Below are 13064 nucleotides of genomic sequence, written 5' to 3'. Positions count from 1 at the left end.
CGCTTCATCGTCACGACGTGAGCCGTGGTGTACAGCGCGATCGCGATCATCCCCAGAGCCTTGACCGCCCCCATACGAGGCCGGTACTTCCGCGGAGGCTTGGCGGGAATGAACGCCGTCTCCACCCGCTGGCTTGGAGAATTACCATGCCGAACACAGACGCCGACATCGCCGCTGAACTGCGTCACGACCGCTGGCCGAACTCTCAACTGCCCCACAAGCTACCCCGCAACCAAGTCACTCAGATGGTCGGAACCAAGACCCATACCAGTGCATCTCAAACTATACTGCGTTCGCACCTGGATCCAAGGCAGCGCCGGGTGCATGAGTGCACTGCCAGACATCATGCGGCGAGAAGGGGGCCTGTGTGTCTTTCCACGTCAAAGAGCAGTACATACGCCAGTTCGGCCAGCGGCTGGAAGGGCTCGCCGAGGATGCGACGGCCGCGGAACCCTACGCGGACCGTCACCTCGACATCGGTCATGCCGACGCCCGGCTTTTCTTCAACATCGCGATGGCATGCTCCAACCTGCGCGATGCGCTCATTCCCAACTACAAAGTGCTTGCCCGCGTCGCTGACGCATCAGCCACCGAGCTCCGCGAGACCGCCGCGATGTACGAAACGACCGATGCGGACGCGGCGCGTCAGCTCGACGACACCTACTAGCAGTGCGACTGCACCGAACACCACGGAATGGATGCCATGACAACATCACCAGCCGCCAACCTCACGGAACCAACTCCGGAAGCGCTTCTGCCCGGAGCCGTCGAAGGAGTTCTCGGCTCCTCCCGGTACTACAGCGGAAGCTACTGGGCGAACTGGCTTCTCCAACAAGCGTCAAGGCCTGTCGTTCCAGGAGGAATCAACGCGCTGGAATGGGTAAGCGAGCAGTTCACCGGGAACTGGGAGGACGCGTCCAAAGTGGGAAGCGCGCTGACGAACCTCGCCGAATTCAACACCGACTGGGCTCTTGAAGCCAAGCGGGCCAAGGAAGACATGCTCCACGAATGGGGAGGGAACGCGGCCGACGCTGCCAATGAGTATTTCAGCGAACTGCACGAAAAAGTCAACGGTCAGGTGTCCGACCTGCAAGACGTCGCCCACGAGTTCCAGACGATGGCGCAGGGTGTTGCTTCCTCGGCGAGCGCCATTGAGGGTGGTATCGGTCGCGCCATCGACCTGGCTGTCGGTGGTGCCATTACGGCTGCGGCGGCCGCTGCGACCGCCAAGACGATTGTCGGTGGGATCGGTTTCGGTGCCGCTACAGCAGCGATCGTCGGAAAGATCGTCTACGTACTGTCTCAAGTCGTCATCCAGATGGGCAATGCCTGGCAACTCGCAGAGGCATTCTTCGGCGCAGCGGCCGGATTCCTCGGCGGGCTGGACGGCCTGGATACCCACGAACTGCCCTCGCAGGCGTACAACCACCCCGGAGTGAGCTGATGACCAACCCCGAGGACAAGCCCCTGCTCGACGTCACGCGGAACGATCCCGGCATGGACCGGTACCTCCGCGACTCGCTGCGCACCCTCAAGGACGCGACGGACAACCCGGAGTTCGCGCGGCTGATCGACGACGTTCTGCAGGGCAGGCGGTCACTGCGCGAAGTGGCCTTCACTCCGGAGTTCTCCCGGGAGCTCGATTCCGGGGTGCAGCAGTTCGCCGAGCAGTATGAGCAGCTGTCCGATGAGGAGCGTGACCAGCTGGCGCAGCAGGGCGAGCGGGAGCTGGCGAACAAGCGGGCCGAAGTCGAGCAGGAGCGGCGCCAGAGCTCAGTTCAGAACGATGAGGACGACGATCCGGACCTGCACGAGTGGCGGGACTTCCTGCGTTAAGCCTCATACGGCGGCACGGGGTGCCGTAGCCCTGGACACGGAGGGCTGCAGGCCGGGACATGGCGGGTCGGTTACGTTGGGCGCGCCCGTGCACGGCAGCGAAGGGACCCGAGAGCATGACCGACCGCCTCAGCCGCTACGAAGCCCGCACCACCGGCTTCATGCTCGCCCTCGCCCTGCTGTTCATCGTCGTCTATGGCGCGCCGGTCGTCTGGTCGGACATGCCGCCAGCGCTGCGCGGGAGCTTTGAGGCTGTCAACTGGGCCATCTGGGCGATCTTCGCGCTCGATCTCATCATCCGCACGGGCCTGTCCGAGCAGAAGCTGCGGTACCTGGCCAAGCACCCGATCGACGTGCTCGTCGTGCTGGTGCCCGCGCTACGCATGCTCCGGGTGCTGCGCGCGTTCACCGCTGCCCAGGTCCTCGTCACCCGGAGCGGGCAGCTCTCGCTGCTGAAGAGCACCCAGGCAATCGCGCTGGCCACCGGCTTGCTGATCCTCATCGGTGCGCTCGCCATCCTCGACGCCGAGCGCAGCGTTGCGGGCAGCACGATCGAGACGTTCGGGGACGCGCTGTGGTGGAGCCTGGTCACCACGACCACCGTCGGCTACGGCGACATGGTGCCCGAGTCCGGTGTCGGCCGGTTCGTGGCGGCCGGGTTGATGCTGGTCGGTATCTCGCTGCTCGGTGTGGTCACCGCGACGGTCGCCTCGTGGTTCCTCGGCAAGGCCCGGTCGGCGATGGAAGAGGACAGCGAGGCCGAGCAGCGGTCGACTGACCGGCTGGCGGAGAAGGTCGCCGAGCTGGAACAGCGGCTGGCCGAGATCCACACCCTGCTGGTAAGCGAGCGCGACTCAGCGAGCGAATCCTCCGGAGGCGCTGGCGGCGGCACTGGCCAGGCAGGGAGTTGACGCGGGCACGGGAGGTGCTGCGGCGGGCGGCACGAGTGTGTGCCACGGTGCCCAACATGGGGTGCCGGAGTGCCGGACACGGCGTGTTGACGTACTAGACACGGGGGTGGTTAGGGGCCGGTGTGTTCGCGTTTGGCCAGCTCGGCGTGCAGCTGACGCAGCAGGCCGTTCTCGCGGCTGCTGAGCCGGGCATCGGTACTGCCCGACGGCGTGTCGGCCGCCCGACGCTGTTCACCCGCCAGCGCGGTACGGAGCTCCCGCACGTCGGCGGTGCTGAGCTCGGCCGTGCTCTCGGTGGCGTGTTCCGCCGTGCCGAGCACGTGCGCTCCCGGCTCCCTACGGTGGGAGCGATCGCTCGGCAGGACGAACAGGTTGTCCGGGGGGTAATCCTCAGCTTGGGCCGTTGCCGCGACCTCCACCGTCGACGGGCGCGTCGGCGTGTCGGGAACCTCGGGCTCGGGTTCGGACGGCCACTCGGGTTCCTGCTCAGCGGGTAGCCACGGGGTGTGGCGCCACGGCGCGGGCGCGAGGGACGCGTCTGCGGCCGGGGGTCTGCTCGCGTGCCACACCGGCACCGCCGCGGCCAGTGCGTGCCGGTGGTAAGCGCACCACTCGGCGCCGGGACCGCTCACCTCAACGGCCGCATCAACACCGGCCCGCCGCAGCTCGCTCGCCATGCGGTACGCGGTTGCCGGCGGGCTGGCCTCGGATCCGACCTCGACCAGCACTACCCGCTGCGGCAGTGGCCCTGAAACGCTGCCCGCCCCGGTGAGCCGCCACACCGCGTGCACCGCCCGCACCTCGGGCAGCACCTGCAAGGCAGGTTCCAGCGCTCGGTCGACGCCCTGGCCCGGGTGGCGGTCGCCACTGAAGCGGTGCCCGGTCGTGTCGCCGGCGCTCTCGTCCACGGCCAGCAGTTCCGCCAGCGCGCCATCTGATCCGCACGAGCCGAGTAGCGCCGCAAGCTCGCGCTGCTCCGCGCTACGCACCGGCAAGCGCCCTGCTGTCAACGCGCCGGTGACCAGTTCGATTGCCTCATCCTGCCTGGCACGTGCCACCAGCTCCCTCGCGTGGCTGAGCCCGCTGTCATCCAGCCTGCCCGCGAACGCGAGCAGCATGTTGTGCAGCCGCAACGACACCGAAGCCGTGTCCCGACCATGCCCCTCGCGGACCTCCACCATGCGACTCTCTCCCTCCCGTCCACGGGTAGAGCCTGCCTTCTCAGGCCGCGGCGGCTCCGCCGCCCGTCTCCACCCCACCGATGCAAAGCAACGTGGATCGCGCCAGTGCCGTCCGGTGATACTCGCCAGCCTCGAAGTCCGGCGAGGCGACCTCGACACTGGGTACCTCATCACCGAGCACGCGCACCACACGTTGCAGTTCGGCGGTCAATCGTGGCAACCCGTCGAGCGCAGTGACCAGCAAGACCCGCTTGACATCGGGATCCTCACCGTCACTGCCGTACCGCCAACTCTGCCGTACCTCGCCGACATCCGGACGGCCACGCAACGTTGCGTGGATAACCGCGGCGACCGTGTCGACCCCGGTCATCCATTCGGGTGCGTTCTCAGAGAATGTGTACCTGGTCCGGGTGACCACGTCCACCCCGAGCGCCGCGCTCACCAAATCGCGGTCGGCGCCATGCGGGAGCAACGCCCCCGCCAGCAGCTCGTACTCGGCACCTTCCACGTCGATACCGTGCTTGAGCAGGGCTTTCGGCAGCGTGCGCGCGAGGACCGGCAGCGCTCCCTCTGCCAGCCAGTCCCGATACCGCCACAGCAGTTCGTCGGGCAATCTGCCTGCCAAGTGCAGTAACAGATCGTGACACCGTCGTGCGGTTTCCTGCTCCATCGTGTCACCTCCCCGTGGCGGCACAGCATGCCATAAGCACGAACGGGCACGACGGCGTCATGCCGGAACGGCCCCCGTAAGCTGGTGCCATGGCGATCAGGGTGCTGCTCGTCGACGACCACGAGGTGGTCCGGCGCGGGGTACGCGACATGCTCGACGACGAGCCGGACATCACTGTGATCGCCGAGGCGGGAGGGTCGAGCGAGGGCCTGGCCACGGCCGCCCACACGGCGGTCGACGTCGCCGTGGTGGACGTGCGACTCGGTGACGGCGACGGGGTCGCGCTGTGTCGCGAGCTGCGTTCCCGACCGAACCCGCCCGCGTGCCTGGTGCTCACCGCGTTCGACGACGACGATGCGCTGGTCGGAGCGATTATGGCCGGCGCGGCAGGCTACCTGCTCAAGCAGGTGCGGGGCCAGGACATCGTGCACGCCGTCCGCGAGGTGGCCGCGGGACGTTCGCTGCTCGACCCGGTCACAACGGGGCGGGTGCTGGATCGGATGCGCCATCCCAGCGAGGACGATCGGCTCGCCGAACTCACCGAGCGCGAGCGAGCGGTGCTGGAGCTGATCGGCGAGGGATTGTCGAACCGCGAGATCGCCCAGCGGCTGTTCGTCGCGGAGAAAACCGTGAAGAACTACGTTACGTCCCTGCTCGCCAAGCTCGGCATGCAGCGCCGCACCCAGGCTGCCGCGTGGGTAGCCGGGCGTGGGCAGGCCGGGAACCGGACGTGACGATCGCGCTCAGGAGACCGGGTCGACGTCGCGCTCGATGTCGAAGGTCGCGTCGCCGTCATCGACCGAGGTGATCAGAACCTCGACACCGTAGCGATCGCCGTCGATGGTGGCGGTACAGCGGGTGGTCTCGGCGAACCTGGCACGCAGGCCTCCTGGGCAGCTAACGTCGGTCACCGGTTCGTCCTCGGTGCGTTCCAGCGCCTGGCCGACACTACGCTCCAGGTGCTCGGCGTCGACGGTGTCCTCGTCGCCCCAGCCACAAGCGGTGACCACCAACGCCGCCAGGACCGGGGCCATCAGCCCCCGCACCGTGCGATCAGCCGTTCCAGGTCAGCTCGTACAGGATCTCGCTGCCGTCGACCTCGGTCACCGTGACAGTCAGTTCCCGGGTCTCGTCGTCGAAGTGCGCGGTGCAGTCCGTGGCGAAGTCGACCTCGCCCTCCAGGCCGTCCTCGCACTCCACCGACTCCACCGGCTCACCCTCGTTCTGCAGGTCGGAGGCCAGACCCTCTTCGAGGTCGCCCTGGCCCACCGTCACCGTGCAGCCCGCGAGCGCGAATGCCGCCAGTACGGGTGCGACCAGCAGTCCCCTAGTCCGACGCACGTTGCTACCTCGATTCGCCTGTGTCGTCTGCTTACCGTCGTCGGCTACTCACAGTGTCCCTGTGCCCCATACAGCCACGGGCGAGCTTATCGGCGAGCACCCGATCCAGTGACACCGGGATGGGTCTTCGCGAGTTACACACACTCAACGGAACCGACTCCCCGGCAGGTACGTCACACTAGTGATCGACACGACGCGCGAAGCACGAGGACGTACCACCGGGAAGGAATGGGTGTGGCTGGAGATCTGGAAGTTGATCCCGAAGCACTGACCAGCGCGGCAACCAGGATCAAGGAAACCGCGGGTGAGGCGTTGAACGTGGACCTGGCAGGGCTCGCCGAAGGCGACGAGGCCTTCGGACACAACGGTGTCCGCGACGCCGTCGGCACGTTCTGCGTGACCTGGCAACTCGCCACCGCGATGCTGGCACAACAGTCGAGCGCCCTCGGCGACGCCCTGACCGGGGCGGCGCAGGGCTACCGGCACCACGAGGAAGCCACCGCCGATGCCGTGGAACGTCAGCAACGCGGGCTTCCCCCGATCAGCGGCCCAGCACCGCACTGACCACTGGGAGGAAGGCATCATGTCCTCACTGCCCCGGGGTGCCGAGCTCGGCTCGACGACCGACCCCAAGGAACTGATCCGTGGCGACGCCGCGACCGTCGAGGACATCGCCCGGCAACTCCGCGAGCGGAGCTCGCGGCTGGAAGGCATCGCGGACCGGCTCGGCAGCGTGCAGATCGACGGCTGGCTCGGAAAGGCGAGCAACGCGTTCTGGGATTCGCTCAACGACGAGAAACCCCAGTGGTACCGGGCGGCCGACACGATAACCGACACCGCCGAGGCTCTCGTTCGGCACGCCGAAGCCATCCTCGCCGCACAGTCGCAGGCCGCCGAGGCGATCGAACTGTGGGAACGGGGCGAGGCGGCCACCCGGGAGGCCAGGGAGCGGTACGACAGCGCGGTCGCCGAAGCCAACCGGCGTGCCCAGGCCGGTGAACAACTCGGCCCGATGGAGCCGTTCCACGACCCGGGTGAGCGGCTCCGTGAGGAGGCCCGCGAGGTGCTGCGGCGCGCCAGGGAACAGCTCGAAGACTCGGGTTCGGGCTGCGCGGGCACAATCGGCAGGAACTGCGAGGCGGATTCCACCTCGCCCTCGTGGCTGACCAACGCGGCTGACATGGTCAGCTCCGCGATCGAACGGTCAGGGATCGGAGAGTTGAAAATCAGCCAGACGCTCGCCGAGTTCGGACTCGGTTCCGGCCCGCTGCCCGGCGGGGGCGGCCCCAAGTGGAACCTGGAGCTGGGGAGCTGGGAAACGGGCGTCAGCGTCTGGGGTGACAGCGTCGCCAGGGAAACCACGGTCGGCGACATCGACCTCGCCGGAACGGCCGCTGCCGACGTGCTCGGCGCGGGCGCCGACAGCAGGCTGTCCATCGGCAGCGATGGCCTCAAGGGGGAGCTGAACGCCGATGCGTACCTACTGAAGGCCGAAGCCGACGGCTCCGCGGAATGGGGGTACCTGGGGGCAGGTCTGCAAGGTGAGGCCTTCGTGGGTGCGGAAGCGGGCCTGGAGGGCTCGGTGAACACCTCAGGCGTCAAGCTCGGCGGCGAGGCCTTCGCCGGTGGTCGCGCGGAAGGAGGCGTGCACGGTGACGTCGGCGGCGTCGGCGCGGGTCTGACAGGCGAGGTATGGGCGGGAGCCGGTGCGGCTGCTGATCTCAACGTGGGTATGGACGACGGCAAGTTCACCGTCGGCGCCGAGGCCGGCGCGGCGTTGGGCTACGGCGGCAAGCTCGGCGGCGAGATCGTGATCGATCCGGAGAAGGTCACCGACACCGCGAACGATGTCGCCGACGCCGTCGGCAACCTCGACCGGTCCACCGTCGATACCGTCGGGGATGCCGCCAGATCCACCTGGGACAGGTTGACCAGCTGGTAGCAGAAGGCCGAACAACGCTTGGAGTGCCCATCATGTCAACGACGCTGCCGGTGCCGATGGAGTTCACGCTTCCGGAAGGTTGGCAATCGGTCCCACCCGACGAGGCTGGCTCCCCCGGGGTCGCGCTCGTCGCGATGCACCCCGCCTCCAGCGAAGGCTTCACCGCCAACATCACCGTGGCAGGGGAGCTCCGGCCGGACGAGGCGAGCATGGCCACCATCGCCGACGAGGCGATCGTGCGGCTGCGGCAGGGCGCGTCGGTTGAACTGCAGGATCGCACCGAGGTCGGCGACGAGGACGCCCCCGGGCTGACACAGCTCGTCCGGCTCGCCACCACCGTGAACGACCAACAGTTGGACCTGGTGCAATCGCACGTCTTCCTCGGGATCCTCGACAGCGAGGACCCGCGCAAGCGCGCCGTCATCCAGCTGACGCTGACCGCGACGCCCGGGCAGTTCGACACTGTGGTCGGTGACTTCCAGCAGTTCGTCCGCACCGCGAGGCCAGCGGGCTAAGCCACCCCGGCACGACGCGACCCTGGCTACCGCCGGACCCGGCACGGAATCGTGCTCGACCCCTGATCAGGTGATGCCCTGCCTGCGGCGCCGCGCGCACCGGGCAGCGCCGCCTACACCGTCGTATTCTGACGCCGACCGCGTCCGAGACCGACAACACCCGGGTGTGACACAGCAGGCTGTCCCCGCGCGGTGTCCCCGGGCCGACAGGGGGTCCACAGTGGCTGATTCACCGATCGATTCCACCGCGGCTGCGGCGTCCGCGGCGCCGTGGCACGGTCACGGCGCCGCGCTGCGACCCGCGGGAACCCGGGAGGTCCTGCTCCGAGTGCTGAGCATCGCCTTGGTGCTGGTCCGGCGACTGCCGGTAGCAGCCTGGCAGACACTGAGCTCGCGTATGCCGCTAGCCCGGCGGCACGTACGGCACGGTGACGACTGGCTGGTGAGCACCATCACCGAACTCGGGCCCGCCTTCATCAAGGTCGCGCAGATGCTGAGCACCCGCGCCGACCTGCTCCCGGAGCATCGCTGCCGCGAGCTCGCCGCGCTGTACGACACCGGACCACCCATCCCCCTTGCCGAGCTGGAAGCGGCGCTGGTCTCCAGCCTCGACGCCACCACGAGAACCGCCGTGCTGGCCAGCGCGGGTAAGCCGCTCGCCGCGGGCAGCATCGCGTGCGTGTACCGCGCGGTGCTGCCGGACGGCAGTGAGGTGGCAGTCAAGGTACGCAGGCCGGGGATCGAGCACAGCCTTCGCGTCGACATGACCATCATGCGGTGGGCAGCCCGCGGCCTCTCCCGGCTACCGTGGCTGCGCGGCGTGCCGTTCGCCGAGATCATCACGCAGCTCACGGCCGCGGTCTACGCTCAGCTCGACTTCGAGCAGGAACGCGTCAACCTTGCGCTGCTGCGCGACCACCTCGCGGGCCGAGACGGCATCCGCATCCCGGCGGTGCACGAGGAGCTGAGTTCCGGCAACGTCCTGGTCATGGAGTTCATCCCCGGCTTACGTCGTGACTCGGCCGCTGAGATGACCGAGGTCGACCGCGTCGGGGCCGTCACCGCGGCGCTGCGTGCCGTTTACCAGATGCTGTTCCTCGACGGCCTCGTCCATTGTGACCTCCACCCAGGCAACCTCTATCTCGGTCCCGGAGCCGGCGCGGTCATCGTGGACGCCGGATTCACCGTGCGGCTCAGCGTGCACGCGCAGGACAGGTTCAGCTCGTTCTTCTACTACATGAGCGTGGGGCGCGGCGAAGCGTGCGCCGATGTAGTGCTATCCACCGTCGAGCCCGGACCGGCCACCGATGTAGACGGCTTCCGCAACGAGATCCGCGCGCTCATCGACGCCAACACCGGCGTTCCCGCCGCCGAGTTCGACCTCGTCGGGTTCGCGACCCAGCTGTTCGCCATCCAACGCCGCTACGGCCTCTACGCCGACCCGCAGTTCGTCTTCCCGATCCTGTCCCTGCTGGTCATGGAGGGCACGATCCGGGACTACGCGCCCGGCATCGACTTCCAGGGCGAGGCCGTGCCGTTCCTGGCCAAGAACATGATCGCCAGGCGGCTGCAGATCGCCAAGGCCGAGCAGCACACCGCGTAGCGCTCCCACGCATGCTTTGGCCCGCGACACCCTCGGCAGGTGTCGCGGGCCAAAGCGGATCGGGTCGGGGCTAGGCGGGCTTACCCTCCGCCGACCACCCAGTCGAACGTCGGAAGCGTTGCGATCGGGGAGTCGCCGACAACTTGTCCGTCGGCTCCCATCGCGTACAAACCGACATCCTTGTTGGACTTGTACGGCGCGTCCTGCGGCGGGAAGTCCGCCAGCGGCTCGGCGGTGACCATGCAAATGGGATCGTCCGGCAGGGTGCGCAGCACCACCTCGTCGCCGTTGGCACCGCAGTGCTCCAGCGTGACCGTGATCGGCAGGAACACCGTCTGGTCGAACCCACCGGTCATCGGGTTGAACTCCAGCAGACCCTCCGGGGTCAGCTCGATCTCGTCGGCCATGCCGATGGTGATCCTGCCGAACGGGGTGTCCTCCGCGGTCACCGAATGCTGTTCGACCACGACTCCCCACTTGTTCGGATCGGGGGAGACATTGAGCCGCACCCCGACGTTACCGGCGCCCGAAAAGGGGAACGTGCCCTCAGAGGTGACCAGGTTGATGAGGTCACCGAAGCAGGGACACTCGATTCGCACACCATCGTCGAACTCCGGGACCGGGAACTGCGCGGAAGCCACCGCAGGCCGGAGGAACTGGCTCCCGGCCGCGGCCGCGGCGGCCCCGGCCACCGTGAAACCGGCGCGCTTCAGGAAGTCACGCCGCCCCTGCGAGGGAAGTTCCGGCTCAGCAGATTGATCATCGTTGCGCTCGGTCATGCTCACACTCCTTTGGCTCAGATACGCAGGCCGAGGTCAATGCCGAGAGAGGACAGCAGCGGCGGATCGCAGAGGCAGTCCTCCTCGGGGGCAGGGGCCGGAGCGGGCTCAGGTGCGGGCTCCGGCTCGGGCTCCGGGGCGGGCTCCGGTTCCGGCTCTGGGGCTGGTTCCGGGGCGGGCTCCGGCTCGGGCTCCGGGGCGGGCTCCGGTTCCGGCTCTGGGGCTGGTTCCGGGGCGGGCTCCGGTTCCGGCTCTGGGGCTGGTTCCGGGGCGGGCTCCGGCTCGGGCTCCGGGGCGGGCTCCGGTTCCGGCTCTGGGGCTGGTTCCGGGGCGGGCTCCGGGGCGGGCTCCGGCTCGGGCTCCGGGGCGGGCTCCGGCTCGGGCTCCGGGGCGGGCTCCGGCTCCGCTGGCGGACAATCGTCCTCTTCGGGGGCAGGGCTACCGAAGAGCAGCTGTTCCACGCCGTCCACTATCGTCGAGACCGCGCCAAGGTCGAGGTCGAGCAGACCGGTGCTGGGATCCGGCGCAGCCGGGTCATCGGCCTCCGGATCGCACGGGGACCCTGGTTCCGGCGGTGGCACCGGGTCGACATCCCCGCCGATCAAGCACTCGTCTTGACGCGCGAACCTGAAGTCGCACCCTGGAGCTCCGGCTCTGTACTGATCTCCACTGACTGTCTTGGGGAGAGCCGTTGAACTCAGTTCGCGTTGGCTGTCAGCGGCGTACGCTGGAGAAGCTCCAGCCGCGACACCGACTGCCAGGACAGCGACTGCTCCCCGACGTATCAATCTGGACACTGTGACACTCCCAACGCCTCGCAAGGCTCGTTCCGTACTGGCGTCTCAACCGGATAGTGATCACGGATCAGACGTTCTTCACCTTGATCCGTTGCTAGGCGAATCGCCAGACGAGAAACTCGGAAGCCACCCAGGGGGGCGATGCCGATCCCTCAATAGATACAATCTGCTGCGCATTTTAGGATTGGGAATGTCCCATACACTCAAGCCGTGATCTGCGAGTACACCGTTAGCTGTATACCTCATAGTAACAATAAAAACGATCTTGATCCGCTGCCACTAAACCGGATTCCGTCAAGATAATTGCGACTCGAATCCCCTCGGCCACCATGAAACCTCGCACGATCTGGTGAACTTCCCGGTCACCGTCCTCATGCGATCAGCGATCCGTGCCCTTTGGGAATAGAGTGCCCGAATGGGTTACCTCGTGATCAACAGTTCGGCGAGCCACACGCCACGGAGTACGGTCTCGCCGATCGCGGGAGTTGAGGTGGACTGATGGCGACAGCAGAGCGGATGCCGGCAGCCGCGACGGCCGAGCAGCCCCGCCCGCCGCGGCTGCTCAAGTTACCCGCGGGGCTTGCCAACTTCTCGCGCCGGGGTTTCCGGCTGGATCAGCCCGAGCAGCGGGAGTTGCTTGAAGGGCATGCGCGAAGCTTCCTCGCCGGTTTCAACCTGGCAGTACGGCACTGGCGTGACCCGCATCCCGCGCTGGCCACGATCGGCGAGGCCGAGCGTGGTTTCGCCTACGAAGGGGCGGCGATGCACGCCGCGTTGCGGGACCGCCTCACCGCCGGGCGCGCTCACGCGTTTCGTCGGTTGCTGGCCGGTTCCGGGGATGGCTACGTGCACCTGGTCCATGTCGGGTTCGGCTGGGCGGGGGCGTTGCCGTGGCTGCCGCTGCCTTCGGCGGTTCCTGGCACTCCGTTGTTGCGGTGGCTGGCGCTGGACGGTGCCGGGTTTGCCGAGGTCTATTTCGGTGGTCCGCGGTCGCTGCGGCGCGCCTGGCGTCACGACCCCGCACAGCGGCGGACGCAGGGGCGGGCGCAGCGGTGGGAGGCCAGGTTGGCCGGTTGCGGTCGCGCATTGTGGTTCGTGGAGTCGGCGAACGTGGCTGGAGCGGCGGAACGTATCGCGGCCGCTCCCGAGATCGCCCGCGGCCCGTTGTGGTCAGGCATCGGGCTGGCCTGCTGCTACGCCGGTGGCGCCGGGGCGGCGGGGGTGGCCGAGCTGGCCGAGCGCAGCGGCCGGTACTGGCCGCATCTCGGTCAGGGAGCGCTGTTCGGCCTCACAGCGCGAGCCAGGTCGGGTGTGGTGCCTGCGTACACGGCGATGGCCGGTCGTGAGCTGTTCGGGATCGAGGCCGCCGAGGCGCGCGAATGGACCGACCTCGCGGCCGAAGGGCTGACCGATTCCCTCGACGTCTCGGCCTATGACACCTGGAAATCCCGGTTGCGGGCGATGGTCAGCGCGTAACCGTGACCGCGTT

Annotated in this window: 17 protein-coding genes; 10 read left to right on the top strand and 7 right to left on the bottom strand. The window is 68.0% G+C overall.

Going from position 1 to position 13064, the window contains the following annotated elements; genetic code table 11:
* Positions 1 to 188 (bottom strand): hypothetical protein (locus F8178_RS20080; RefSeq protein WP_317496421.1); only part of this gene is annotated, 188 nt, incomplete at its 3' end.
* 179 nt (positions 189 to 367) lie between these two features.
* On the opposite strand from F8178_RS20080, the gene F8178_RS20075 reads away from it, so the two are divergent.
* The 4 genes from F8178_RS20075 (at position 368) to F8178_RS20060 (ending at position 2747) form a co-directional block, all read left to right on the top strand.
* Positions 368 to 667 carry a type VII secretion target gene (locus F8178_RS20075; protein WP_317496420.1) on the top strand — a complete coding sequence of 100 codons (300 nt, stop codon included), beginning with the start codon at positions 368 to 370 and terminating at the stop codon, positions 665 to 667.
* A gap of 36 nt (positions 668 to 703) precedes the next feature.
* Positions 704 to 1444: a hypothetical protein gene (locus F8178_RS20070; RefSeq protein WP_317496419.1), complete on the top strand. Its 741-nt coding sequence runs from the start codon at positions 704 to 706 to the stop codon at positions 1442 to 1444.
* Entirely contained in the window at positions 1444 to 1836 is a 393-nt protein-coding gene (locus tag F8178_RS20065; RefSeq protein WP_317496418.1) for a hypothetical protein, read from the top strand. The genes F8178_RS20070 and F8178_RS20065 overlap by 1 nt, the downstream gene beginning before the upstream one ends.
* 116 nt (positions 1837 to 1952) lie before the next feature.
* Entirely contained in the window at positions 1953 to 2747 is a 795-nt protein-coding gene (locus F8178_RS20060; RefSeq protein WP_317496417.1) for an ion channel, read from the top strand.
* A 110-nt stretch (positions 2748 to 2857) separates the two neighbouring features.
* Here the strand turns inward: F8178_RS20060 and F8178_RS20055 are convergent, their stop codons facing one another.
* Complete coding sequence (locus F8178_RS20055) at positions 2858 to 3928, bottom strand: hypothetical protein (RefSeq protein ID WP_317496416.1); 1071 nt, start codon at positions 3926 to 3928, stop codon at positions 2858 to 2860.
* A 40-nt stretch (positions 3929 to 3968) separates the two neighbouring features.
* Entirely contained in the window at positions 3969 to 4598 is a 630-nt protein-coding gene (locus F8178_RS20050) for a hypothetical protein (protein ID WP_317496415.1), read from the bottom strand.
* An 89-nt stretch (positions 4599 to 4687) separates the two neighbouring features.
* Between F8178_RS20050 and F8178_RS20045 the strand changes: the two genes are divergently transcribed.
* The gene (locus F8178_RS20045) at positions 4688 to 5332 is read left to right on the top strand and encodes a response regulator transcription factor (RefSeq protein WP_317496414.1); all 645 of its coding nucleotides are present in this window, start codon (positions 4688 to 4690) and stop codon (positions 5330 to 5332) included.
* A 9-nt stretch (positions 5333 to 5341) separates the two neighbouring features.
* Here the strand turns inward: F8178_RS20045 and F8178_RS20040 are convergent, their stop codons facing one another.
* Together F8178_RS20040 and F8178_RS20035 are read right to left on the bottom strand one after the other, a co-directional pair.
* Positions 5342 to 5632, bottom strand: a complete 291-nt coding sequence (locus F8178_RS20040; protein ID WP_317496413.1) for a DUF4333 domain-containing protein — start codon at positions 5630 to 5632, stop codon at positions 5342 to 5344.
* Between the two features lie 19 nt (positions 5633 to 5651).
* Positions 5652 to 5939, bottom strand: a complete 288-nt coding sequence (locus F8178_RS20035; RefSeq protein WP_317496412.1) for a DUF4333 domain-containing protein — start codon at positions 5937 to 5939, stop codon at positions 5652 to 5654.
* Positions 5940 to 6173: 234 nt separating this feature from the next.
* On the opposite strand from F8178_RS20035, the gene F8178_RS20030 reads away from it, so the two are divergent.
* The 4 genes from F8178_RS20030 (at position 6174) to F8178_RS20015 (ending at position 9999) form a co-directional block, all read left to right on the top strand.
* Positions 6174 to 6503, top strand: coding sequence for a type VII secretion target (locus F8178_RS20030; RefSeq protein WP_317496411.1), 330 nt, complete (start codon positions 6174 to 6176; stop codon positions 6501 to 6503).
* A gap of 19 nt (positions 6504 to 6522) precedes the next feature.
* Complete coding sequence (locus F8178_RS20025) at positions 6523 to 7881, top strand: putative T7SS-secreted protein (protein ID WP_317496410.1); 1359 nt, start codon at positions 6523 to 6525, stop codon at positions 7879 to 7881.
* Positions 7882 to 7913: 32 nt separating this feature from the next.
* Positions 7914 to 8396: a hypothetical protein gene (locus F8178_RS20020; protein ID WP_317496409.1), complete on the top strand. Its 483-nt coding sequence runs from the start codon at positions 7914 to 7916 to the stop codon at positions 8394 to 8396.
* Between the two features lie 220 nt (positions 8397 to 8616).
* The gene (locus tag F8178_RS20015) at positions 8617 to 9999 is read left to right on the top strand and encodes an AarF/UbiB family protein (RefSeq protein ID WP_317496408.1); all 1383 of its coding nucleotides are present in this window, start codon (positions 8617 to 8619) and stop codon (positions 9997 to 9999) included.
* Positions 10000 to 10079: 80 nt separating this feature from the next.
* Here F8178_RS20015 and F8178_RS20010 read toward each other — a convergent pair whose 3' ends face one another.
* Both F8178_RS20010 and F8178_RS20005 read right to left on the bottom strand, forming a co-directional pair.
* Complete coding sequence (locus F8178_RS20010) at positions 10080 to 10778, bottom strand: twin-arginine translocation signal domain-containing protein (RefSeq protein ID WP_317496407.1); 699 nt, start codon at positions 10776 to 10778, stop codon at positions 10080 to 10082.
* A 17-nt stretch (positions 10779 to 10795) separates the two neighbouring features.
* The gene (locus F8178_RS20005; RefSeq protein ID WP_317496406.1) at positions 10796 to 11359 is read right to left on the bottom strand and encodes a hypothetical protein; all 564 of its coding nucleotides are present in this window, start codon (positions 11357 to 11359) and stop codon (positions 10796 to 10798) included.
* 714 nt (positions 11360 to 12073) lie between these two features.
* On the opposite strand from F8178_RS20005, the gene F8178_RS20000 reads away from it, so the two are divergent.
* Positions 12074 to 13051, top strand: a complete 978-nt coding sequence (locus F8178_RS20000) for a DUF1702 family protein (RefSeq protein ID WP_317496405.1) — start codon at positions 12074 to 12076, stop codon at positions 13049 to 13051.
* Positions 13052 to 13064 lie beyond the last annotated feature (13 nt).

It is taken from the genome of Haloechinothrix sp. LS1_15 (genome assembly GCF_033042135.1).
In the GTDB taxonomy this organism is placed as follows: Bacteria; Actinomycetota; Actinomycetes; order Mycobacteriales; family Pseudonocardiaceae; genus Haloechinothrix.
This window is presented reverse-complemented; position numbering and strand designations above follow the sequence as displayed.